Source organism: Atlantibacter sp. MEI4A-1023, from assembly GCF_056155425.1.
Map to the genome: position 1 here is coordinate 4,118,194 of NZ_CM149568.1, position 22,021 is coordinate 4,140,214.

22 protein-coding genes are annotated in these 22,021 nt (G+C 54.9%); 12 read left to right on the plus strand and 10 right to left on the minus strand.

Features of this window, described 5'->3' with window-relative positions; genetic code table 11:
- Positions 1 to 51: 51 nt before the first annotated feature.
- From ibaG to mlaF, 6 genes are all read right to left on the minus strand, one after another.
- Positions 52 to 306, minus strand: a complete 255-nt coding sequence (gene ibaG, locus ACVV26_RS19540; protein ID WP_002434217.1) for a BolA family iron metabolism protein IbaG — start codon at positions 304 to 306, stop codon at positions 52 to 54.
- A 127-nt stretch (positions 307 to 433) separates the two neighbouring features.
- Positions 434 to 736, minus strand: coding sequence for a lipid asymmetry maintenance protein MlaB (mlaB, locus tag ACVV26_RS19545; RefSeq protein ID WP_474798934.1), 303 nt, complete (start codon positions 734 to 736; stop codon positions 434 to 436).
- A complete protein-coding gene (mlaC, locus tag ACVV26_RS19550) occupies positions 736 to 1,365 on the minus strand; it encodes a phospholipid-binding protein MlaC (RefSeq protein ID WP_474798935.1) in 630 nt (209 codons plus the stop codon). Before mlaC ends, mlaB begins: the two co-directional genes overlap by 1 nt.
- Before the next feature lie 15 nt (positions 1,366 to 1,380).
- Positions 1,381 to 1,932 (minus strand): outer membrane lipid asymmetry maintenance protein MlaD, encoded by a 552-nt coding sequence (gene mlaD / locus ACVV26_RS19555; RefSeq protein ID WP_474798936.1) that lies wholly within the window; start codon positions 1,930 to 1,932, stop codon positions 1,381 to 1,383.
- A 3-nt stretch (positions 1,933 to 1,935) separates the two neighbouring features.
- Complete coding sequence (gene mlaE, locus ACVV26_RS19560) at positions 1,936 to 2,718, minus strand: lipid asymmetry maintenance ABC transporter permease subunit MlaE (protein ID WP_312983899.1); 783 nt, start codon at positions 2,716 to 2,718, stop codon at positions 1,936 to 1,938.
- Between the two features lie 7 nt (positions 2,719 to 2,725).
- Positions 2,726 to 3,541, minus strand: coding sequence for a phospholipid ABC transporter ATP-binding protein MlaF (gene mlaF / locus ACVV26_RS19565; protein WP_474798937.1), 816 nt, complete (start codon positions 3,539 to 3,541; stop codon positions 2,726 to 2,728).
- 232 nt (positions 3,542 to 3,773) lie between these two features.
- On the opposite strand from mlaF, the gene ACVV26_RS19570 reads away from it, so the two are divergent.
- The 11 genes from ACVV26_RS19570 to npr all read left to right on the plus strand — a co-directional run bounded on the left by ACVV26_RS19570 (position 3,774) and on the right by npr (position 11,825).
- Positions 3,774 to 4,751, plus strand: a complete 978-nt coding sequence (locus ACVV26_RS19570) for a calcium/sodium antiporter (protein WP_474798938.1) — start codon at positions 3,774 to 3,776, stop codon at positions 4,749 to 4,751.
- A 13-nt stretch (positions 4,752 to 4,764) separates the two neighbouring features.
- Positions 4,765 to 5,751: an arabinose-5-phosphate isomerase KdsD gene (gene kdsD, locus ACVV26_RS19575; RefSeq protein WP_474798939.1), complete on the plus strand. Its 987-nt coding sequence runs from the start codon at positions 4,765 to 4,767 to the stop codon at positions 5,749 to 5,751.
- Positions 5,752 to 5,768: 17 nt separating this feature from the next.
- Positions 5,769 to 6,335: a 3-deoxy-manno-octulosonate-8-phosphatase KdsC gene (gene kdsC, locus ACVV26_RS19580; RefSeq protein ID WP_474798940.1), complete on the plus strand. Its 567-nt coding sequence runs from the start codon at positions 5,769 to 5,771 to the stop codon at positions 6,333 to 6,335.
- Positions 6,332 to 6,907, plus strand: a complete 576-nt coding sequence (lptC, locus tag ACVV26_RS19585) for an LPS export ABC transporter periplasmic protein LptC (RefSeq protein ID WP_474798941.1) — start codon at positions 6,332 to 6,334, stop codon at positions 6,905 to 6,907. Before kdsC ends, lptC begins: the two co-directional genes overlap by 4 nt.
- On the plus strand, positions 6,876 to 7,436 hold the full coding sequence (lptA, locus tag ACVV26_RS19590) for a lipopolysaccharide ABC transporter substrate-binding protein LptA (RefSeq protein ID WP_474798942.1): 561 nt from the start codon (positions 6,876 to 6,878) through the stop codon (positions 7,434 to 7,436). The genes lptC and lptA overlap by 32 nt, the downstream gene beginning before the upstream one ends.
- 6 nt (positions 7,437 to 7,442) lie before the next feature.
- The gene (gene lptB / locus ACVV26_RS19595) at positions 7,443 to 8,168 is read left to right on the plus strand and encodes an LPS export ABC transporter ATP-binding protein (RefSeq protein ID WP_183169758.1); all 726 of its coding nucleotides are present in this window, start codon (positions 7,443 to 7,445) and stop codon (positions 8,166 to 8,168) included.
- Between the two features lie 166 nt (positions 8,169 to 8,334).
- Positions 8,335 to 9,768: an RNA polymerase factor sigma-54 gene (rpoN, locus tag ACVV26_RS19600; protein WP_474798943.1), complete on the plus strand. Its 1,434-nt coding sequence runs from the start codon at positions 8,335 to 8,337 to the stop codon at positions 9,766 to 9,768.
- Positions 9,769 to 9,790: 22 nt separating this feature from the next.
- Positions 9,791 to 10,078 carry a ribosome hibernation promoting factor gene (hpf, locus tag ACVV26_RS19605; RefSeq protein ID WP_125294226.1) on the plus strand — a complete coding sequence of 96 codons (288 nt, stop codon included), beginning with the start codon at positions 9,791 to 9,793 and terminating at the stop codon, positions 10,076 to 10,078.
- Between the two features lie 83 nt (positions 10,079 to 10,161).
- Positions 10,162 to 10,641: a PTS IIA-like nitrogen regulatory protein PtsN gene (gene ptsN, locus ACVV26_RS19610; RefSeq protein WP_183169760.1), complete on the plus strand. Its 480-nt coding sequence runs from the start codon at positions 10,162 to 10,164 to the stop codon at positions 10,639 to 10,641.
- Positions 10,642 to 10,701: 60 nt separating this feature from the next.
- A complete protein-coding gene (rapZ, locus tag ACVV26_RS19615) occupies positions 10,702 to 11,556 on the plus strand; it encodes an RNase adapter RapZ (RefSeq protein ID WP_312983901.1) in 855 nt (284 codons plus the stop codon).
- The gene (gene npr, locus ACVV26_RS19620; protein ID WP_125294223.1) at positions 11,553 to 11,825 is read left to right on the plus strand and encodes a PTS phosphocarrier protein NPr; all 273 of its coding nucleotides are present in this window, start codon (positions 11,553 to 11,555) and stop codon (positions 11,823 to 11,825) included. Before rapZ ends, npr begins: the two co-directional genes overlap by 4 nt.
- Before the next feature lie 13 nt (positions 11,826 to 11,838).
- Here npr and mtgA read toward each other — a convergent pair whose 3' ends face one another.
- From mtgA to mnmL, 4 genes are all read right to left on the minus strand, one after another.
- A complete protein-coding gene (gene mtgA / locus ACVV26_RS19625; RefSeq protein WP_474798944.1) occupies positions 11,839 to 12,567 on the minus strand; it encodes a monofunctional biosynthetic peptidoglycan transglycosylase in 729 nt (242 codons plus the stop codon).
- Positions 12,564 to 13,217 carry an isoprenoid biosynthesis glyoxalase ElbB gene (elbB, locus tag ACVV26_RS19630; protein ID WP_474798945.1) on the minus strand — a complete coding sequence of 218 codons (654 nt, stop codon included), beginning with the start codon at positions 13,215 to 13,217 and terminating at the stop codon, positions 12,564 to 12,566. Before elbB ends, mtgA begins: the two co-directional genes overlap by 4 nt.
- Positions 13,218 to 13,445: 228 nt before the next feature.
- Positions 13,446 to 15,782, minus strand: a complete 2,337-nt coding sequence (arcB, locus tag ACVV26_RS19635; RefSeq protein ID WP_474798946.1) for an aerobic respiration two-component sensor histidine kinase ArcB — start codon at positions 15,780 to 15,782, stop codon at positions 13,446 to 13,448.
- A 112-nt stretch (positions 15,783 to 15,894) separates the two neighbouring features.
- Positions 15,895 to 16,836, minus strand: a complete 942-nt coding sequence (mnmL, locus tag ACVV26_RS19640) for a tRNA modification radical SAM protein MnmL/YtqA (protein ID WP_474798947.1) — start codon at positions 16,834 to 16,836, stop codon at positions 15,895 to 15,897.
- A 682-nt stretch (positions 16,837 to 17,518) separates the two neighbouring features.
- On the opposite strand from mnmL, the gene gltB reads away from it, so the two are divergent.
- Positions 17,519 to 21,979 (plus strand): glutamate synthase large subunit, encoded by a 4,461-nt coding sequence (gene gltB / locus ACVV26_RS19645; protein ID WP_474798948.1) that lies wholly within the window; start codon positions 17,519 to 17,521, stop codon positions 21,977 to 21,979.
- The last annotated feature ends 42 nt before the right edge of the window (positions 21,980 to 22,021 follow it).

Consider the following 22,021-nt stretch of genomic DNA (forward strand, 5'->3'; position numbering starts at 1 on the left):
GGAAATTTATCTCTTAATAATCACACAGGCTGCCGGCACAAGGCCCACAGCTTAAAAACCACTTAACTTGCGGTCGCGCGCCCACTCTTGCGGCGTGTACGTTTTGATCGACACCGCATGAATGCGGTTCTCGGCAATCAGCCCCATTAACGGGCCGTAAACCGTCTGCTGTTTTTTCACTCGGCTCATCTCTGCAAACAGGTCACCCACTGCAATAACCTGGAAGTGACTGCCGTCGCCGGTAACGTGAACTTCCTGAAGGGGCAGCGCATTCATCAGCACTGTCTGGATTTCATGATTTTCCATGGGGTTCTCTATTCGTCGTTAAGTGAAAACAGGCCAAACATTTTAGAGGAAAGTGAGGCGCGCTTAAACAAACAAAAAGCCCCGCAATGATAGTTTGCGAGGCTTTCAGAGTAATTAACTGAAAAGGTTAGAATACCCTGGCAGGTAAAAGTCCGTCAGGCAGGTTATAAAGCTTAGCGAGGGTGGCTAAGTTATCGCTCATCCCGGTCAGGATCACGGTTTTACCGCTCTGCCTGCCGAGATCAACCAGGTGCAGCAACAGCGCCAGGCCGGACGTGTCAACGCGGCTCAGGGCGTTAAGATCAATCACCTCAATACCCGCCATCGCCGCTTCGCGCCGTTCCCACAGCGCGACCACGGTTTCCTGATCGAGTTCGCCGCGCAGAACTAACCGTTCGTCCTCACGTCGCCACTCCAGAGCCTCTGTCATTATTTTTTATCGTCCAGGGTGATCGGTTGACGGGAAATTGACTGCAGTTGCGCGGTCAGGCCGTCGATACCTTTGGTACGCAGCAGGTCGCTCCACTCGTTTTGCTTGGTGGTGATCATGCTGACGCCTTCGGCAATCATGTCATATGCCTGCCAGTTACCCGTTTGGGTATTCTTACGCCACTGGAAATCCAGGCGTACCGGCGGACGGCCGTTAGGATCGACAATGGTGACGCGAATCGGCACGATCGTGGCATCGCCCAGCGGTTGTTCCGGCACAATCTGATAAGTCTGGCCGTGATACATCGCCAGCGCCTGGCCATAAGCCTGTTTCAGGTATTCACGGAACGCGGCAAAATAGGCGTCGCGCTGCGCAGGGGTCGCGTCTTTATAGTAGCGGCCTAATACCAGCGCACCGGCGTATTTAACCTGCACGTAAGGCAGCAGTTCCTGATCCACCACCTGGCGCAGGTAATCCGGATTTTTACGAATTTGCGGTTGTTCGTTCTTAAGACGATCAAAGGTTTTCTGTGCCGCTTCAGTCATCAGCTTATACGGATTGGACTGATCGGCAGCGTGCGCCAACGGGGCGATCACCAGCATGGCGACCATTAACAGACGTTTAAACATAGTGTAATTCTCCAGTTAGTTCGTCGTGCCGTTTTGAGGCATGGATCCATTATGTTCGGTGCCAGGCGCTGGCGCATCGCCTGGATTCTGATTCTCGCTGCTGTTGCTCTTGTAGAGGAACTGACCAATCAGGTCTTCGAGCACAATGGCGGACTTGGTATCCTGAATAGTGCCGCCCTCTTTCAGAATTGAAGATCCTAGCTCAGGATCGTCGAAACCGATATTCAGCGCCAGGTATTGTTCGCCCAGTAACCCTGAAGTGCGGATCGACAAGGAGCTGGTATCCGGGATTTGGTTATAGCGATCTTCAATGTCCATGGCGACACGCGGTAAATAAGTTTTCGGATCGAGTTCAATGTCGGCAACCCGGCCAACCACCACCCCGCCGACACGCACCGGCGAACGCGCTTTCAGGCCGCCGATATTATCGAAAGTGGCATAAATACGGTACGTCGGCTCCGTGCGCATCGACGTGACATTCGCCACTTTCAGGCAGATGAACAGCGCCGCCAGCAGTGCTACCAGCATAAAAACGCCGACCCAGATTTCAGTTTTCTTCGTTTGCATGACTTAATTCCCAAACATCAGTGCAGTAAGCACAAAATCCAGGCCGAGAACGGCCAGCGATGCGTGCACAACAGTACGTGTAGTTGCCCGGCTAATCCCTGCTGAAGTCGGGATAGCGTCATAACCATTGAATAACGCGATCCACGTTACCGTAATGGCAAAAACTACGCTTTTAATCAGACAGTTGACCAGATCCATGCGCCAGTCGATGGCGCTTTGCATCGCCGACCAGTAGAAGCCCGCATCGATGCCTTTCCAGCTGACGCCGACCAGCGCCCCGCCCCAGATCCCTACCGCGACGAAAATAATGGTCAGCAGCGGCAGTGAGATCACACCCGCCCAAAAGCGCGGAGATATCACCCGGCGTAACGGGTCGACCGCCATCATTTCCATGCTGGAGAGCTGTTCGGTGGCGCGCATCAGGCCAATTTCCGCCGTTAACGCCGAACCGGCGCGTCCGGCGAACAGTAGCGCCGCCACCACCGGACCCAGCTCGCGCAATAACGACAGCGCCACCAGCATACCGAGGCTGGTTTCCGCGCTATAGGTCGTCAAGACCAGATAGCCTTGCAGCCCCAGCACCATGCCGATAAAAACGCCGGAAACCATGATAATAATCATCGACAGCACGCCGACGTTATACAGCTGGCGCAGCAATAGCGGCGTGTGCTTGCGGAATTCCGGTTTCCCAACCAACGCATTGAATAACATCAAACCGGCACGACCAAAGGACGCGCAGCTTTTCAGCGTGCGATGGCCTAACGATGCCAGTGCATTTAACAGCATGAGTGGCTTAACTCCCTGTTCCAGGTAAAAGATCGTGCTGGTAATCGCCAGCAGGATAACGGAAGGGTACAGGCCCGTCGGCGTTGCCATCCAGGAACTGCCTGACGCGCGGGTCGGTGTTGGTTTGCAGCGCTTGCGCCTGCCCGTGGGCGACGATGCGTTTATCAGCGACGATATAGGCGTAATCCGCGATACTTAACACTTCGGGCACATCGTGCGACACTACAATACAGGTCACGCCCAGCGAGCTGTTCAGTTCGGAAATCAGTTTGACCAGCACACCCATCGTGATGGGGTCTTGCCCGACAAACGGTTCGTCAAACATGATCAGATCCGGTTCAAGCGCAATGGCGCGCGCCAGCGCAGCACGCCGCGCCATCCCGCCAGAGAGTTCCGACGGCATGAGTTTCGCCGCGCCGCGCAGCCCGACGGCTTCCAGTTTCATCATGACCGTTGTTTTCAGCAACTGCGCGGGCAGATGCGTGTGCTCCCGCAGCGGGTAAGCCACGTTTTCATAAACGTTCATGTCCGTAAACAGCGCGCCGGACTGGAAAAGCATGCTCATACGCTTACGCACCGTATACAGGCGTGAGCGCGTCATGGCGGGAATATTCTCGCCATCAAATAAAATTTCGCCGCAATCGGGTTGGATCTGGCCGCCAATCAAGCGCAGGAGCGTGGTTTTACCAATCCCCGACGGCCCCATGATGGCCGTGATTTTTCCTCGGGGTACGGTCAGCGAAATATCATCGAAGATACAACGATTCCCGCGGGTAAAACGCATCCCCTGGATCTCAACCAGATTTGAGTCAGCCTGGCTCATCAACTTATCCTTTAAGTGATTTTCAGGTTAAGCATGGCGCGTAACATCACCATAAACCCAACATTTTTACAGATTATTACCCACCAGAGTTAGCCAAAGCTGGCATTTGTTTTACTTTTCGGACGCTAAAAGTCAAAATTAAGAATTCACAACCATCCTGAGTCTTTCCCTCTGAGCGGCCAGTACATCAGGTAAAGTGGGCCGGCGATTATACCTGAAGAAAGGACTTTGCATGCTGTTAGCAACGATGCTGTTAGTAATTGGTTTATTTCTGGTGGTTTATAGCGCCGATAGACTGGTTTTCGCGGCTTCGTTACTGTGTCGCTCCATTAATATACCTCCATTGATTATCGGCATGACGGTGGTGAGCGTCGGGACATCCCTACCAGAAATCATGGTATCGGTCGCGGCAGCGCTGCATGGGCAACTGGATTTAGCCGTAGGTACAGCGCTGGGCTCAAATATAACCAATATTCTGTTAATCGCTGGCCTGGCGGCATTACTGCATCCATTTACCGTGCATTCCGATATTCTTCGCCGCGAATTGCCGCTAATGTTGCTGATGAGCGCGCTGGCAGGCTTATTTCTCTATGACGGGGCCCTGTCGCGCACCGATGGCATAGTTTTATTACTGATTGCCGTGTGTTACCTGTGGTTTGTCGTTAAAATCGCAAAGCTTGCGCAGCAACAGGGCAATGACAGCCTGACGCGCGAGCAACTGGCCGAACTGCCGCGCGGCGGCACGCTACCGGTAGCGTTTCTGTGGTTAGCCGTGGCGCTGATTATTATGCCTATGGCTACACGCATGGTGATCGACAACGCGACGGTAGTGGCGCATTACTTTGCCGTTGATGAGCTCACTATTGGCCTGACGGTTATTGCCATCGGCACCAGTTTGCCGGAGCTGGCCACGGCTATTGCTGGCGTGCGTAAAGGTGAAGATGATATCGCTATCGGCAACATCATCGGCTCCAGCATTTATAATATCGCCATTGTATTAGGTTTACCGGCGTTGCTGGCGCCCGGCGCGATCAACGCCCTCGCGTTTACCCGTGACTACGGGGTGATGTTAGGGGTTAGCGCCCTGTTTGCTCTGTTTTGCTGGCGACGTGCCCGCCATATCGGCAAACGCACCGGCGCAGGGTTATTGATCGGTTTTATGTTATGGATGGTGCTGCTTTTTTGGGGCTCATCTTATCTCATTGGATGAATCGGAAACGCATATGTCGCACATAGATTTGCAGCCGGGTTTTGACTTTCAAAGGGCCGGGAAAGATGTCCTGGATATTGAACGTGAAGGTCTGGCACAGCTTGATCAGTACATCAATGAAGATTTCGTGAAGGCCTGCGAACTGATGTTTTACTGCGCGGGCAAAGTGATCGTAATGGGAATGGGCAAGTCCGGCCATATCGGTAAAAAAATGGCGGCAACGTTCGCCAGTACCGGTACGCCTGCGTTCTTCGTTCACCCTGGCGAAGCCAGCCACGGCGACCTCGGCATGGTCACCGCCCAGGATGTGGTGATTGCGATCTCCAACTCCGGGGAATCCAATGAAATCCTTGCGCTGATCCCGGTGCTCAAGCGCCTGCGCGTCCCGATGATTTGCATGACCAGCCGCCCGGAAAGCGCCATGGCGAAAGCCGCAGACATTCATTTGTGTATTCATGTGCCGCAGGAAGCCTGCCCGTTAGGGCTGGCCCCTACCACCAGCACGACCGCCACCTTAGTAATGGGTGACGCGCTGGCTGTGGCATTATTAAAAGCGCGCGGTTTTACGGCAGAAGATTTCGCCCTCTCCCACCCCGGCGGCGCACTGGGGCGTAAGTTATTGTTGCGCGTCAACGATATAATGCACAGCGGCGATGAAATCCCACACGTCAGCAAAGAAGCGTCATTACGTGATGCGCTGCTGGTGATCACCCGTAAAGGGCTGGGTATGGTAGTGGTTTGCGATGACCTGATGAAAATCGAAGGCATCTTTACCGACGGCGATTTACGTCGCGTACTGGATATGGATGCTGATGTTCGTACCCTGAGCATTGCCGAGGTGATGACCCCTGGCGGCGTACGCGTTCGCCCTGGCACCCTGGCGGTGGATGCGCTGAACCTGATGCAATCACGGCATATTACCTCCGTTCTGGTGGCGGATGGCGACCAGTTAATGGGTGTGGTACATATGCACGATCTGCTGCGCGCTGGCGTAGTGTAATGAAGGATAAGTCTTTAATGAGTAATCATGATGCTGCAATCACCACCTGTTACGGTCCGGTGAGCGCAAAAGTCATTCACAAGGCACAGAAGATCCGCCTGTTGATTCTGGACGTCGACGGCGTGATGTCCGACGGCCTGATTTATATGGGTAATAATGGCGAAGAGCTCAAAGCGTTCAATGTGCGCGATGGCTATGGCATACGCTGCGCGCTGACGTCGGGTATTGACGTGGCCATCATCACCGGGCGTAAAGCCAAACTGCTGGAAGACCGGTGCGCCACGCTGAAGATTAAACATTTGTACCAGGGCCAGTCGGATAAACTGCTCGCCTATCACGAGCTACTGGAAAAATTGTCGCTGTCGGCTCAACAGGTCGCCTATGTGGGCGACGATTTGATTGACTGGCCGGTGATGGCAGACGTTGGGCTCAGCGTGGCGGTTGCCGATGCCCATCCTCTACTGACGCCGCGTGCGGATTATGTCACCCACATCGCGGGTGGCCGGGGCGCGGTACGTGAGGTTTGCGATCTGCTGCTGCTGGCGCAGGGCAAGCTGGAAGACGCCAAAGGGCAATCGATATGAGTAAAACCAGACGTTGGGTTATCATTCTGCTCGCGCTGGTCGCGCTGGTTTTGATCGGTATTAATCTGACCAGCCAGGATGACGCGACGCAGGTCGTTAATAATAACAACGAGCCGACTTACCAAAGCGAGCAATCCAACACGCTGGTTTATAGTCCTGAAGGGGCGCTAAATTACCAGTTGGAAGCGCAACACGTTGAATACTTTTCTGATAGTGGCGTGTCGTGGTTTACGAAACCTGTCATGATCATGCTGGATGCCAACAAAGTTCCTACCTGGTCAATCACGTCAGATAAAGCCAAACTGACTAATGACAGGATGCTGTATCTGTATGGCAATGTCGTTGTTGACGCGCTGACCCCTGAAGCGCAATTACGCAAAATTACTACCGATAACGCGCAGATCAATCTACTGACGCAGGATGTGGCGTCAGACGATCTGGTGACGTTATACGGCACCAGCTTTAACTCCAGCGGCCTAAAAATGCGCGGAAACTTACGCAGCAAAACTGCCGAGCTGATTGAAAAGGTTAGAACGTCCTATGAAATTCCAAATAAACAAACTCAGCCTTAACCTTGCCTTATCCGGTGCGTTGCTGGCGGCGGCTTTTCCAGCGCTGGCGCTGACCGGTGATACCGATCAGCCGATTCATATCGAATCCGATCAACAGTCGCTGGATATGCAGGGCAACGTCGTGACCTTCACCGGTAACGTCGTGGTGACCCAGGGCACGATCAAAATCAATGCCGACAAAGTGGTTGTCACCCGTCCGGGCGGCGAGAGCGGCAAAGAGGTGATCGACGGCTACGGTAAACCCGCCACCTTTTTCCAGATGCAGGACAACGGCAAACCGGTTAAAGGCCGTGCCGATACCATGCATTATGAACTGCAGAATGACTTTGTGACCCTGACCGGCAATGCCTTCCTTGAGCAGTTGGACAGCAACATCAAGGGCGACAAAATCACCTACCTGGTCAAAGAGCAGAAGATGCAGGCGTTTAGCGATAAGGGCAAACGCGTGACGACCGTGCTGGTGCCGTCGCAGTTGCAGGACAAGAACAAACCCGCCGCCAATGCGCCAGCGCCCAACAAGAGTAACTAATTTTTTATGGCAACATTAACAGCGAAAAACCTCGCCAAAGCCTATAAAGGCCGCCGCGTCGTCGAGGATGTCAGCCTGACGGTGAATTCAGGTGAAATCGTGGGTCTGCTCGGCCCGAACGGTGCGGGCAAGACCACGACGTTCTATATGGTGGTGGGAATTGTCCCGCGCGATGCCGGGAATATCATCATTGATGATGAAGACATCAGCCTGCTGCCTTTGCATGCCCGCGCCCGTCGCGGTATTGGTTACCTCCCGCAGGAAGCGTCGATTTTTCGCCGCCTGAGCGTTTATGACAACCTGATGGCGGTGTTGCAGATCCGTGACGATCTCACCAGCGAACAGCGTGAAGACCGCGCCGTCGAGCTGATGGAAGAGTTCCACATCGACCACTTGCGTAATAGCCTCGGCCAGTCGCTGTCCGGCGGTGAACGTCGCCGCGTTGAAATTGCCCGTGCGCTGGCGGCGAATCCCAAATTTATTCTGCTCGATGAGCCGTTTGCTGGGGTAGATCCCATCTCGGTAATTGATATTAAACGTATTATTGAGCATCTGCGCGACAGCGGCCTCGGCGTACTGATCACTGACCACAACGTCCGCGAAACGCTGGCGGTCTGCGAGCGCGCTTATATCGTGAGCCAGGGCAACCTGATTGCGCACGGTACGCCTGACCAAATCCTGCAAGACGAACAGGTTAAACGTGTGTATCTTGGGGAAGAGTTCAGACTCTGATACGGTAGAGCAAATCACAGAGGGTTGAAGCTCCCTGACGAAGCTTCAGAATCTGCCTGTGCAGGTATAATTGACGTAAGTACCCCTTGCCGCTTCCCTGCATCGGCCTTCGATGCCAGAGAGGTTGTACAGTTAGGGTATAAACCTGAGGAATGTTGCTCTGAATATGAAGCAAGGTTTGCAACTGAGGCTAAGCCAACAGCTTGCCATGACGCCGCAACTGCAACAGGCGATCCGCTTGTTGCAGCTGTCTACGTTAGAACTCCAGCAGGAGCTGCAACAGGCGCTGGACAGCAATCCGTTGCTGGAGCAAACCGACTTTCATGATGAGATAGACACTCAGGAAGCCCGTGATACTGAAACGCTGGACACCGCCGACGCTCTTGAACAAAAAGAGATGCCGGACGAACTGCCGTTAGACGCCAGTTGGGACGAAATCTACACCGCTGGAACGCCTTCGGGTAACGGGGTGGATTATCAGGATGATGAACTGCCTATCTATCAGGGCGAAACCACCCAGTCACTCCAGGATTACCTGATGTGGCAGGTTGAACTGACCCCCTTTTCCGATACCGACCGCGCAATTGCCACGTCTATCGTCGATGCCGTGGACGACACCGGCTATCTCACCGTGTCGCTGGAAGATATTCTGGAAAGCGTCGGGGATGACGAAACGGATATTGAAGAAGTCGAAGCCGTACTGAAGCGCATCCAGCGTTTTGATCCTGTCGGCGTCGCCGCCCGGGATTTGCGCGATTGCCTGTTGATCCAGCTTTCGCAATATGCCAAAGACACCCCCTGGCTGGAAGAGTCGCGGCTGATCGTCAGTGAGCATCTCGATCTGCTGGCGAATCACGATTTCCGCACGCTAATGCGCGTGACGCGGCTCAAAGAAGACATCCTCAAAGAGGCGGTCAATTTTATCCAGTCCCTCGACCCCAGACCGGGCCAGTCGATTCAAACCAGCGAGCCGGAATATGTCATCCCGGATGTGCTGGTGCGCAAACACAACGGCGTCTGGACGGTAGAACTCAATGCCGACAGTATTCCGCGTTTAAAGATCAATCAACATTATGCCTCGATGGGCAGTAGCGCCCGCAACGACGCCGATGGCCAGTTTATCCGCAGCAACCTTCAGGAAGCACGCTGGTTGATTAAGAGCCTGGAAAGCCGCAACGACACCCTGTTACGTGTTAGCCGCTGCATTGTAGAACAGCAGCAGGCGTTTTTTGAACAGGGTGAAGAACATATGAAACCGATGGTGCTGGCAGATATCGCCCAGGCCGTCGAAATGCACGAATCGACGATTTCGCGCGTCACGACCCAAAAATATTTGCATAGCCCGCGCGGCATTTTTGAACTGAAGTATTTCTTCTCCAGCCACGTGAATACTGAAGGCGGCGGCGAAGCCTCCTCCACCGCTATTCGGGCTCTGGTGAAGAAATTAATTGCCGGCGAGAATCCGGCAAAACCCCTGAGCGACAGTAAACTGACCTCCATGCTGTCTGAACAAGGTATCATGGTGGCACGCCGTACCGTCGCCAAATATCGAGAGTCTCTGTCCATTCCGCCGTCAAACCAGCGTAAACAACTGGTCTGATATAACCGATAAGGAAGACACTATGCAGCTCAACATCACAGGACATAACGTCGAAATCACTGAATCTTTGCGCGAGTTTTTGAACACGAAGTTCGCCAAGCTGGAGCAGTATTTTGAAAGGATAAACCAGGTCTATATTGTGCTGAAAGTGGAGAAGGTCACTCACATTTCGGATGCGACTCTGCATGTGAACGGTGGGGAGATTCATGCCAGTGCGGAAGGGCAAGACATGTATGCAGCCATCGACGGGCTTATTGATAAACTGGCGCGTCAATTGACTAAACATAAAGATAAACTAAAACAACATTAAGAGTCCGGGCGTTTACCTGGTGTTTCAACGGCTCGTGGTCACTGACGACGAGCCGTTGGCATTGAGAATGCTTAGGTGAAAATATGATGACTTATGATTTGAGCAGTGTCCTTAACCAGGAATGTACCCGCAGCGGTGTTCACTGCCAGAGCAAAAAACGCGCTCTGGAAATCGTCAGCGAACTGGCCGCAAAACAGTTAAGCCTGCCGCCACAAGTGGTATTTGAAGCGATCCTGACCCGCGAACGTATGGGCAGTACCGGTATCGGCAACGGCATTGCCATTCCACACGGCAAACTGGAAGAAGATACCTTGCGCGCCGTAGGCGTGTTTGTACAGCTTGAGACGCCTATTGCATTCGATGCCATTGATAACCAACCCGTAGATCTGCTGTTTGCCTTACTGGTCCCGGCAGATCAAACCAAAACGCATTTGCATACCCTGTCATTAGTGGCGAAGCGTCTGGCGGACAAAACGATTTGCCGCCGCCTGCGTGCCGCGCAAAGCGACGAAGAGCTGTATCAGATCATTACTGAAGGCAGCAATGAAAACCAAAGTGAATAATCGGGTGGAGGAAGTCACCCTGGCTGTACCGAAGCAGCCCGCCGTGTGGGAGAAATCGAGATGGTATTGATGATTGTCAGCGGACGCTCAGGCTCAGGAAAGTCCGTGGCGTTGCGTGCGCTGGAAGATATGGGGTTCTATTGCGTAGACAACCTGCCGGTTGTGCTCCTACCCGATCTTGCCCGGACGCTTTCAGATAATCATATTTCCGCCGCTGTCAGCATTGACGTTCGCAACATGCCGGAATCACCGGAAATTTTCGAACAGGCGATGAACAACCTGCCGGATACCTTCTCGCCGCAGTTGCTGTTTCTCGATGCCGATCGCAATACGCTGATCCGCCGTTACAGCGATACCCGTCGCCTGCACCCTCTTTCCAGCAAGAATCTCTCACTGGAAAGCGCTATCGACAAAGAAAGCGATCTACTGGAGCCGCTGCGTTCCCGCGCCGATTTGATCGTCGATACTTCTGAGATGTCGGTCCACGAACTGGCGGAAATGCTGCGTACCCGCCTGTTGGGTAAACGCGAGCGTGAACTGACCATGGTGTTCGAATCCTTTGGCTTTAAACACGGCATCCCTATCGATGCGGATTATGTATTTGACGTGCGCTTTTTGCCTAACCCGCACTGGGACCCGAAACTCCGTCCGATGACCGGTCTGGATAAACCGGTCGCGGCGTTTTTAGACCGCCACACCGAAGTGCATAATTTTATCTACCAGACGCGCAGCTATCTTGAACTGTGGCTGCCGATGCTGGAAACCAACAACCGTAGCTACTTAACGGTGGCCATTGGCTGTACCGGCGGCAAACACCGCTCTGTGTACATTGCCGAGCAACTGGCTGATTACTTCCGCTCACGCGGCAAAAACGTCCAGTCCCGCCATCGCACGCTGGAAAAACGTAAAACATGACCGTCAAACAAACCGTTGAAATTACCAATAAGCTGGGCATGCACGCCCGCCCGGCAATGAAGCTTTTCGAATTAGTGCAAAGCTTTGATGCGGAAGTGTTATTACGAAACGAGGCGGGCACCGAAGCGGAAGCCAGCAGCGTTATCGGCCTGTTGATGCTGGATTCCGCCCAGGGCGGTCATATTGAAATCGAAGCCAATGGCCCGCAGGAAGTCGAAGCGCTGGCGGCGGTGATTGCGTTGTTTAACGCGGGTTTCGACGAAGACTAACCTCCCGGCGCGCTCAATCAAGCTTGTGCTGCGCCATAAACGACTCCCCACCAAGCTGCTGCATTTGACGCAGGATCCAGGCCTGGCGCGAACGCACGTAGCCTGACGGCGCATCCGCTTTAAAACGCAGCGGGTTTGGCAGCACAGCGGCCAGCAATGCGGCCTGCGAGGCGCTAAGCCTGCTAGCTGACTTATTAAAATAGTGCTGCGCGGCGGCTTCCACGCCAAAGATCCCGTTGCCAAATTCGGCGACGTTGAGGTATACCGTCAGGATCCGCCGCTTGCTCCATACTGTCTCGATCCCCACGGTTAAACCGGCTTCCAGCCCCTTGCGCAGCCAGCTTCTGCCGTCCCACAGAAACATATTTTTTGCCGTTTGCTGAGACAGCGTCGACGCGCCGCGAATGCGTGTTTCATTGCGCTCATTATGGGCGACAGCTTTCTGGATCGCCGCCATATCAAATCCCCAGTGCTCCGGGAATTTTTGATCCTCAGCCGCGATAACCGCGAGGCCCATCCACGGTGAGATCTCATCCATACCGACCCAGTCAGAGTGCGCCACATAGCCGAAATCACCGTGCAGCCAGGCGGAAAGCTGCCGCTCAATCATCACGGCGGAAAAAGGCACCGGCAGTATGCTGAACATCAGGATCCCGGCGATCCACAAGCCAAAAACCCCTAACAGTAACCGGACAATCCACCGTTTTAGCGTGCCTACGATCGGCAAGCGGCCCCGCGTCATTCGCACAGATCCAGCACCCTGGCGACCAGTTTCTCAATGCCGTCTGCCGCTTCATCAATACGTTTGGCCAGCATATAAGCCGGGGTGGTCACCAGTTTGTTCTCTTCGTCGACCACGATATCTTCAACCGGGCATGGCACATGTTCGCCGCCCATTTCTTCAATAACTTCGGCGGTATCGATATCGGTGCCGATGGTCAGGCGCAGCGGCGCGGGGATCAGTTTTGGCAGCATCGCGGGGGCGATACACAGAAACCCCAGCGGTTTACCCGCCGCGTGCATCGCCTGAACCAGGCGCTTTAATTCAGGATCGACGGTGCATTCACTGCCCTGGCTGGCGAAGTTGCTGAGGTTTTTCGCCGCACCAAAGCCGCCCGGTACGATTAGCGCATCCAGTTCACTGGCATTGGCCGCGCTAAGGGGTTTGATCGCGCCACGGGCAATACGCGCCGCTTCGATCAGCACATTGCGGCTTTCCGCCATAGGATCACCGGTCAGATGATTGATCACATCGGCCTGGGGTTTATCCGGCGCGAAGCAACAAGCCTGCGCATCCTGCCGTGCCAACGCCAGTAAAGTGATCACCGCTTCATGGATTTCAGCGCCGTCATAAACGCCACATCCTGCCAGCACCACGCCTATTTTTTTCATCGCGATTTTCCTTTCTTCCGACATCCCGAAGCAGATTAATTACGCTTATAAAACGCTATGCTTCACACATTTAACTGATTCACGTAACAATAAATTTAAGTTTTGCTATCTTAATGCACGTGCAGTTTCATCTACCCGGCCATGTTACCCGACTAACACAACACCATTAACATGGCCTCGATTTCCCTGGTGTTGGCGCAGTATTCGCGCACCCCGGTATAGCCGGGGTCATTTTTTTGGAGCGCTCGCTACCCACGCTTTCAACACCGCCACGTCGTTTTGCCATTCCTGTTTCAGCTCTTCGATCCATTCACCGACGTTATCCCACCATGCCGGAAGATCCGGAGACTGGATCTGCTGCGCGACCTGCTGGAGATGGCGTAAACCGATCGATCCCGCCGCGCCTTTGATCTTATGGCCTTCCTCGACGATCCCTTTTTGATCCCGGGCGGTCAGATTGGAATCCAGGACGCTCAGGTAGCCCGGCATCATTTTCTCAAACACGGCAAGACCGTCTGTGATCAGTTTCGGTCCAACCAGTTCCATGTACTGTTCCAGCATTGCGACATCCAGCAATGCATTCTGTTTGCTGTGTTGTTCGAGTGACACGATCCTCTCCTCATGGTTAGAACGGGAATCCCAGAACTTCTTGATCATGGCGGTAAGCGCCGGGACAGATAGCGGTTTACTGAGCACGTCATCCATGCCCGCCGCCAGATATTCACCTTTGTCTTTCAAAACGTTGGCAGTTAACGCCACCAGCGGTGGCAGTTCACTGGCGTCAAACTGGCTGGTCAGTTTGCGGGAAATGTCCAGCCCGGTCATGTCCGGGAGCTGAATATCCAGCAGCACCAGGTCATATTCACCCAGTTTAAACATATCAAGCGCTTCCTGGCCGGTCATCGCCACATCGACGCTATTACCCATTTTTTCCAGTACCGAGCGGGCGACAATCACGTTCAGTTCGATATCTTCTACCAGCAGCACGTGCAGCGCCGGCAGCGGCATATCGTCATCGTCAGAGGTACTGTCGATCTCTTCCGCCACGCGCGGCGCCTGCACCGTCAGAGTAAATACTGAGCCTTTGCCCGGATGGCTGCTGACGGTGATGTCGCCGCCCATGTTTTTCGCCAGCCGGCGTGATACCGCCAGGCCAATCCCGGTGCCGGTAGCGGGCTTCCCGCCGTGGCTGTCTTTCACCTGGTAGTACATGGCAAAGATTTTATCCTGCTCGTTCTGCGGGATGCCGATGCCGGAATCCTCCACTTCGAACCGCAGCATGCTGTTTTCGTAACTGACCCGTACCGTCACCTGCCCTTTTTGCGTGAACTTCACTGCGTTACTGATCAGATTCCAGATAATCTGGCGCAGGCGCGTACCGTCGGTAATGACCTTATGCGGCAGCGGCAGAGCAGGCTCCAGCACGAAGCGCAGCCCTTTTTGCTGAGCCTGTAAACCAGACAGGTTTTCGAGATCGGCCAGGAAGCCGGTAAAGTCGACAGGCTGGTTATCCAGTTGTACTTTGCGGCGCTCGATTTTATCCATGTCGATAATATCGTTGAAGATATTGCCAAGAGTCACGGCGGAGACGTGGATCGTTTTCAGGTACTTTTGCTGTTCCGCCGTGAGGTCGGTATCCAGCAGGATACGGCTCAGGCCAACGATGCCGTTAAGCGGCGTACGCAGCTCATGGCTGATGGTAGAGATAAAGGTGGTCTTATCGCGGCTCGCCCGCTCCAGCGCATCCTGATAGCGCTTACGTTCAGTGATATCGCGGCCAAAGCCCATCAGCCCGTGGCGTTTGCCGACGCGGTCGTAGTACGGCACTTTACGGATTTCAAAACAGGCTTTGCGGCCATCGGGGTAATCGAGCCACTGTTCATAGGTAAGCGAGACGTTGTGGCGGAACACCTTTTCATCGGTTTCAATGACCTTTTCCGCTGCTTCCGGGGCATACACATCGTGCGGTTGCAGGCCGATAAGCTGTTTCTCGCTTTTGCCGGTCAGCAGTTCCATCGCGCGGTTGCAGCCGGAAAACGCTTTGTCTTCGTTGCGATAGAACACCAGGTCCGGGGAGGCATCCAGGAAGGAGCGTAAAAACGAAGATTGCTGCTCAAGCTGAATTTGCGTGACTTCGCGCTCTTTCATCTCGACGGTGAGCTGTTCCAGCACTTTCTGGCGCTCGGCCTCTGCCTTTTCACGCTCGGCATTCTGCTGGTTAAGCTGGGTAATATTGTCTTTTAGCTGGATGTTGAGCTTCAGATCGCGCTCGCGCATCTCTTCCAGCTTATCCACCAGCTTTGACAGGCGCTGGCGCGACTCTTCCAGTTGTTCGACCACCACTGACAGGAAATAGACCGCCCAGGGCGTGATTAACAACCCGAAGAAGATAGAACGGATCACATCGATACTTTCGACCCGACCATGCAGCACCATGGTCACCGCCATTTGCACAACCATCGCCAGTATCACCAGCACTAACGCCAGCAATAACGAAAAACGAACCAGCCCAAGTTTGACCAACAGGTCGACGTAATACTGTGCCAATAAACGGATTTGCTTCATAGGATGTTCCTTTGCTGCGTACCGCTCAATAATACTCAATTCCGGCCGTTACGCTGAAGGTTGTGAAAAAAAGTGCGCGGTGGAATCCATTTATCGCCGTTTGAACGCGGCGTTAAACGGCGATAGAGGAAGGATTTGCCTGCCAGGGCGTGCCTAATGCCGAGCCCTGAACGCCTTCTCGGCTCAGGTAGCGGTCAATTTCTACCATCCCGGTCCAGCGGTTTTCGCACCACAGTGGTGCCAGCAGCGTCGGCCGCCGCGCGCTGGCGGAAATACGATGATAGATAATCTCCGGCGGAGTATGGCGGATCATTTCACCTGCGATAGTGGCGTAATCCTCCAGTTCGATAGCGTTGAGCCGCCCTGCCGCCCAGGCCTTTGCCATAATGCTGCCGGTAACGATATGCAGCGGGTGCAGCTTGATGCCGTCAGTGCCGGTGTGGACCACGCTCTCCAGCGTGTTCAGCGCATCCTGCTGGCCTTCGCCGGGCAAACCGACAATTAGATGCGTGCAAACTTTCAGGCCGCGCTGGCGGGCAAGACGGGTTGTTTTTTGGTAGCAGGCGAAATCATGGCCGCGATTGATGCGGTGCAGGGTTTTATCGTTGGCGGTTTGCAGGCCAAGCTCCAGCCAGACTTCGTAGCCCTGCTCCCGATAGCCGCACAGCAGATCCAGCACGCTATCCGGCACGCAGTCCGGGCGCGTCCCCACGCAAAGCCCCACTACATTAGCCTGATCGATGGCCTGCTGATACATATTGCGCAGCAGTTGCACCTCGGCAAAGGTGCTAGTGTAAGCCTGAAAATAGGCCAGATAGCGGCGAGCGCGATTCACCAGCCGCGCCTGGTCGGCGAGCTGTTCGGCAATACTGCGGTGCTGCTGCGCTTCATCAGCGAACGAGGCCACGTTGCAGAAGGTACAACCGCCGCGCCCTAAGGTGCCATCGCGGTTGGGGCAACTAAAGCCGCCATGCAGCGTGAGTTTGTGAACTTTTTGTCCGTAGCGACGTGAAAGATCGCCACCAAACATATTGACTAATTTTTGTAACTGCATAATCTGGAAGGCCGGCCTAAAAAAGGGCCTCAGACTGCCATTTTTACCTCTTTACGGCGATGATGTGGATCAAGCGCCTGCCCTTGCCTTTATCATTTGAATAATCATTCATAATTATCGAAATTTCAGTCACTCCAGTAGCAATTATTTTTACTTATAAACTCGCCCATTATTTAAAGAATATGACATCGCCGCGAAAACAGAGGCATTATGCGGCTTAAGAGCCATATTCAGCACAATTATCTACCAATTTATTTAACAATAGCGCGCTGTATAGTTTTAGCCGCTTTTTGATAGTGAGACAGATCACACTTGCCCACGGTGTCCAGGCCACTCCCTGAAATCAAAAAATCCTTAAATAACTTTTAATTTCATTAAGTTAACACACGGTTAGCACAAATTTGAATAAATAAGAATGCCATTTGACCTGTGTCGCAAATCCCGATAACTTGGAAATCCGCTGGAAGCTTTCTGGATGAGCACTCTGCTCATCATATTTATGCAGTAATTGAGATTCCCTCTGAAGCAAGTCCTCAACACTTGTGTACCGATGCGAAAAGGATATTGAGAGGGCGAATGCGAGGTGCGCGTATGATACGCAAAACCCCGTCGCCTGCTCTTGCTGTGTCCGCGCGCTATCGGTGTCAGAGCGAGTCCGCAGAGCCTGGGGAGGTTCACTGATATGTTGTACGATAAATCCCTTGAGAAGGATAACTGTGGTTTCGGCCTGATCGCCCACATAGAAGGCGAACCTAGCCACAAGGTAGTGCGTACCGCTATTCACGCACTGGCCCGTATGCAGCACCGTGGCGCAATCCTCGCAGACGGCAAAACCGGCGACGGATGCGGCCTGCTGTTACAAAAACCCGATCGTTTCTTTCGCCTGGTGGCGGAAGAGCGCGGCTGGCGCTTAGCAAAAAACTATGCCGTCGGGATGCTGTTTTTAAATCAGGACCCGGAACTTGCGGCGCAAAGCCGCCGCATCGTTGAAGAAGAGTTGCAACGTGAAACCCTGTCGATCGTAGGCTGGCGCGAAGTGCCGACCAACGACGGCGTACTCGGTGAAATCGCCCTCTCCTCCCTGCCGCGAATTGAGCAAATATTTGTTAACGCCCCTGCGGGCTGGCGTCCGCGTGATATGGAGCGCCGTCTGTTTATCGCACGCCGCCGTATCGAAAAACGCAATCAGCAAGATAAAGACTTCTACGTCTGTAGCCTGTCTAACCTGGTGAATATCTATAAAGGTCTGTGTATGCCGGCGGATCTGCCGCGCTTTTACCTGGACCTGGCGGACCTGCGTCTGGAATCGGCTATCTGCCTGTTCCACCAGCGCTTCTCCACCAACACCGTGCCGCGCTGGCCGCTGGCCCAGCCGTTCCGCTACCTGGCGCACAACGGCGAAATCAACACCATCACCGGCAACCGCCAGTGGGCGCGCGCCCGTACCTATAAATTCCAGACCCCGCTGATCCCGGATCTGCACGACGCCGCGCCGTTCGTTAACGAAACCGGCTCCGACTCCAGCTCGATGGATAACATGCTCGAACTGCTGCTGGCAGGCGGGATGGACATCGTGCGCGCCATGCGTCTGCTGGTGCCGCCAGCCTGGCAGAACAACCCGAACATGGACCCGGATCTGCGCGCGTTCTTTGACTTTAACTCCATGCACATGGAGCCGTGGGACGGCCCGGCGGGCATCGTGATGTCCGACGGTCGTTTCGCCGCCTGTAACCTGGACCGTAACGGTCTGCGTCCGGCACGCTACGTCATCACTAAAGACAAGCTGATTACTTGTGCTTCTGAAGTGGGCATCTGGGATTACCAGCCGGATGAAGTGGTGGAAAAAGGCCGCGTTGGGCCGGGCGAGCTGATGGTGATCGACACCCGCATTGGCCGCATTCTGCATTCGGCGGAAACCGACCACGATCTGAAAATCCGCCACCCGTATAAAGAGTGGATGGAGAAAAACGTGCGCCGTCTGGTGCCGTTTGAAGATCTGCCTGACGACCAGGTCGGCCAGCGCGAAATGGACGATGACACGCTCACCAGCTACCAGAAGCAATTTAACTACAGCTTTGAAGAGCTGGACTCCATTATCCGCGTACTGGGTGAAAACGGCCAGGAAGCGGTCGGCTCAATGGGTGACGATACCCCGTTCGCCGTGCTCTCCAGCCAGCCGCGCATTATCTATGACTATTTCCGCCAGCAGTTCGCGCAGGTGACCAACCCGCCAATCGATCCGCTGCGTGAAGCGCACGTGATGTCGCTGGCGACCAGCATTGGCCGCGAGATGAACGTGTTCTGCGAGGCCGAAGGCCAGGCGCACCGTTTAAGCTTTAAATCGCCGATCCTGCTGTGGTCTGATTTTAATCAGCTCACCACCATGACCGAAGAGCACTATCGCGCCGATGTGCTGGACATTACTTTTGACGTCACCGAAACCTCGCTTGAAGAGACGGTGAAAGCGCTGTGCGATAAAGCGGAACAAATGGTGCGCAACGGCACGGTTCTGCTGGTGCTGTCTGACCGCAACATCGCGAAAAACCGTCTGCCGGTTCCGGCACCGATGGCGGTGGGCGCAATCCAGACCCGCCTGGTGGATAAGAGCCTGCGCTGCGACGCCAACATCATTGTTGAAACCGCCAGCGCCCGCGACCCGCACCACTTTGCCGTACTGCTCGGCTTTGGCGCGACCGCGATTTACCCGTACCTCGCCTATGAGTCCCTGGCGAAGCTGGTGGATACCCACGCCATTGAGAAAAGCTACCGCACGGTGATGCAGAACTACCGTAACGGCATCAACAAAGGGCTGTACAAGATCATGTCCAAAATGGGCATCTCGACTATCGCCTCTTACCGCTGTTCGAAGCTATTTGAAGCCGTTGGCCTGCATGATGAAGTTTCCAGCCTGTGCTTCCAGGGCGTGGTCAGCCGTATCGGCGGCGCAGGGTTTGCCGACTTCCAACAGGATCTGCTGAACCTGTCGAAGCGCAGCTGGCTTGCCCGCAAACCGCTGGAACAGGGCGGCCTGCTCAAATACGTGCACGGCGGCGAATACCACGCCTACAACCCGGACGTGGTGCGCACCCTGCAACAGGCGGTGCAGAGCGGCGAATACAGCGATTATCAGGAATACGCCAGGCTGGTTAACGAACGTCCGGCGGCAACCCTGCGTGATTTGCTGGCGCTTAACCCACAGGGCGATGCGGTCAGCATCAATGATGTTGAACCGGCGAGCGAACTGTTCAAACGCTTCGACACCGCAGCGATGTCTATCGGTGCGCTGAGCCCGGAAGCCCACGAGGCGCTGGCGGAAGCCATGAACAGCATCGGCGGCAACTCTAACTCCGGCGAAGGCGGCGAAGATCCGGCGCGCTATGGCACCAATAAAGTGTCGCGCATCAAACAGGTTGCCTCGGGCCGCTTTGGCGTGACCCCGTCCTACCTGGTCAACGCTGACGTTATCCAGATTAAAGTGGCGCAGGGCGCGAAGCCGGGCGAAGGCGGCCAGCTACCGGGCGACAAAGTCACCCCGTATATCGCTAAACTGCGTTATTCGGTGCCGGGCGTGACGCTGATCTCCCCGCCGCCGCATCACGATATCTACTCGATTGAAGATTTGGCGCAGTTGATTTTCGACCTGAAGCAGGTAAATCCGAAAGCGCTGATCTCGGTGAAACTGGTTTCCGAGCCGGGCGTGGGCACCATCGCTACCGGCGTGGCAAAAGCCTATGCCGACCTGATCACCATCGCCGGTTACGACGGCGGCACCGGCGCGAGCCCGCTATCGTCAGTGAAGTATGCGGGATGCCCGTGGGAACTCGGCCTGGTGGAAACCCAGCAGGCGCTGGTTGCCAACGGCCTGCGTCATAAAATCCGCCTGCAGGTGGATGGCGGCCTGAAAACCGGCCTTGATATTATCAAAGCGGCGATTCTGGGCGCAGAAAGCTTCGGTTTCGGCACCGGCCCGATGGTGGCGCTGGGCTGTAAATACCTGCGTATTTGCCACCTGAACAACTGCGCGACCGGCGTCGCGACTCAGGATGACAAACTGCGTAAGAACCACTATCACGGCCTGCCGTTCAAAGTGACTAACTACTTTGAGTTTATCGCCCGTGAAACCCGCGAGCTGATGGCGCAACTGGGCGTGACGCGCCTGGTGGACCTGATTGGCCGCACCGACCTGCTGAAAGAGCTGGACGGTTACACGGCGAAGCAGCAGAAGCTGGATCTGTCCCGTCTGCTGGAAACCGCCGAGCCGCATCCTGGCAAAGCGCTGTACTGCACCGAAACCAACCCGCCGTTTGATAACGGCGTGCTGAATGCGCAGTTACTGAACCAGGCGAAAGAGTACGTGGACCAGAAACAGAGCAAGACCTTCTGGTTTGATATCCGCAACACTGACCGTTCCGTGGGCGCGCTGCTGTCGGGCTATATCGCCCAGACGCACGGCGACCAGGGCCTGGCTTCCGACCCGATCAAGGCGCATTTCAACGGCACCGCGGGTCAGAGCTTCGGCGTCTGGAACGCGGGCGGCGTGGAGCTGTACCTGACCGGCGACGCCAACGACTATGTGGGCAAAGGCATGGCAGGCGGTTTACTGGCGATTCGTCCGCCGGTGGGCTCCGCGTTCCGCAGCCATGAAGCCAGCATCATCGGCAACACCTGCCTGTACGGCGCGACCGGCGGTCGACTGTATGCAGCGGGCCGCGCGGGCGAACGTTTCGGGGTGCGTAACTCCGGGGCCATCACGGTCGTGGAAGGCATTGGCGATAACGGTTGTGAATACATGACCGGCGGTATCGTCTGTATCCTGGGTAAAACCGGCGTTAACTTCGGCGCAGGCATGACCGGCGGCTTCGCCTACGTGCTGGATGAAGATGGTGAATTCCGTAAACGCGTGAACCCGGAACTGGTGGAAGTACTGAGCGTGGATGAGCTTGCCATCCATGAAGAGCACTTACGCGGTCTGATCACGGAGCACGTGCAGTTGACCGGCTCCCAGCGCGGCGAAGAGATCCTGGCTAACTGGCCGTCGTTCTCAGCCAAATTCGCGCTGGTTAAACCGAAGTCCAGTGATGTCAAAGCATTGTTGGGTCACCGTAGTCGCAGCGCCGCTGAATTGCGGGTGCAGGCGCAGTAAGAATCTCGGCCAGCGCACCGCGTTGCGCTGGCCGGATTTAAG

Coding starts and splice junctions, on each gene's coding strand:
- ibaG (WP_002434217.1), bottom strand. CDS start 306: ATGGAAAATCATGAAATCCAGACAGTGCTGATGAATGCGCTGCCCCTT.
- mlaB (WP_474798934.1), bottom strand. CDS start 736: ATGACAGAGGCTCTGGAGTGGCGACGTGAGGACGAACGGTTAGTTCTG.
- mlaC (WP_474798935.1), bottom strand. CDS start 1,365: ATGTTTAAACGTCTGTTAATGGTCGCCATGCTGGTGATCGCCCCGTTG.
- mlaD (WP_474798936.1), bottom strand. CDS start 1,932: ATGCAAACGAAGAAAACTGAAATCTGGGTCGGCGTTTTTATGCTGGTA.
- mlaE (WP_312983899.1), bottom strand. CDS start 2,718: ATGCTGTTAAATGCACTGGCATCGTTAGGCCATCGCACGCTGAAAAGC.
- mlaF (WP_474798937.1), bottom strand. CDS start 3,541: ATGAGCCAGGCTGACTCAAATCTGGTTGAGATCCAGGGGATGCGTTTT.
- ACVV26_RS19570 (WP_474798938.1), top strand. CDS start 3,774: ATGCTGTTAGCAACGATGCTGTTAGTAATTGGTTTATTTCTGGTGGTT.
- kdsD (WP_474798939.1), top strand. CDS start 4,765: ATGTCGCACATAGATTTGCAGCCGGGTTTTGACTTTCAAAGGGCCGGG.
- kdsC (WP_474798940.1), top strand. CDS start 5,769: ATGAGTAATCATGATGCTGCAATCACCACCTGTTACGGTCCGGTGAGC.
- lptC (WP_474798941.1), top strand. CDS start 6,332: ATGAGTAAAACCAGACGTTGGGTTATCATTCTGCTCGCGCTGGTCGCG.
- lptA (WP_474798942.1), top strand. CDS start 6,876: ATGAAATTCCAAATAAACAAACTCAGCCTTAACCTTGCCTTATCCGGT.
- lptB (WP_183169758.1), top strand. CDS start 7,443: ATGGCAACATTAACAGCGAAAAACCTCGCCAAAGCCTATAAAGGCCGC.
- rpoN (WP_474798943.1), top strand. CDS start 8,335: ATGAAGCAAGGTTTGCAACTGAGGCTAAGCCAACAGCTTGCCATGACG.
- hpf (WP_125294226.1), top strand. CDS start 9,791: ATGCAGCTCAACATCACAGGACATAACGTCGAAATCACTGAATCTTTG.
- ptsN (WP_183169760.1), top strand. CDS start 10,162: ATGATGACTTATGATTTGAGCAGTGTCCTTAACCAGGAATGTACCCGC.
- rapZ (WP_312983901.1), top strand. CDS start 10,702: ATGGTATTGATGATTGTCAGCGGACGCTCAGGCTCAGGAAAGTCCGTG.
- npr (WP_125294223.1), top strand. CDS start 11,553: ATGACCGTCAAACAAACCGTTGAAATTACCAATAAGCTGGGCATGCAC.
- mtgA (WP_474798944.1), bottom strand. CDS start 12,567: ATGACGCGGGGCCGCTTGCCGATCGTAGGCACGCTAAAACGGTGGATT.
- elbB (WP_474798945.1), bottom strand. CDS start 13,217: ATGAAAAAAATAGGCGTGGTGCTGGCAGGATGTGGCGTTTATGACGGC.
- arcB (WP_474798946.1), bottom strand. CDS start 15,782: ATGAAGCAAATCCGTTTATTGGCACAGTATTACGTCGACCTGTTGGTC.
- mnmL (WP_474798947.1), bottom strand. CDS start 16,836: ATGCAGTTACAAAAATTAGTCAATATGTTTGGTGGCGATCTTTCACGT.
- gltB (WP_474798948.1), top strand. CDS start 17,519: ATGTTGTACGATAAATCCCTTGAGAAGGATAACTGTGGTTTCGGCCTG.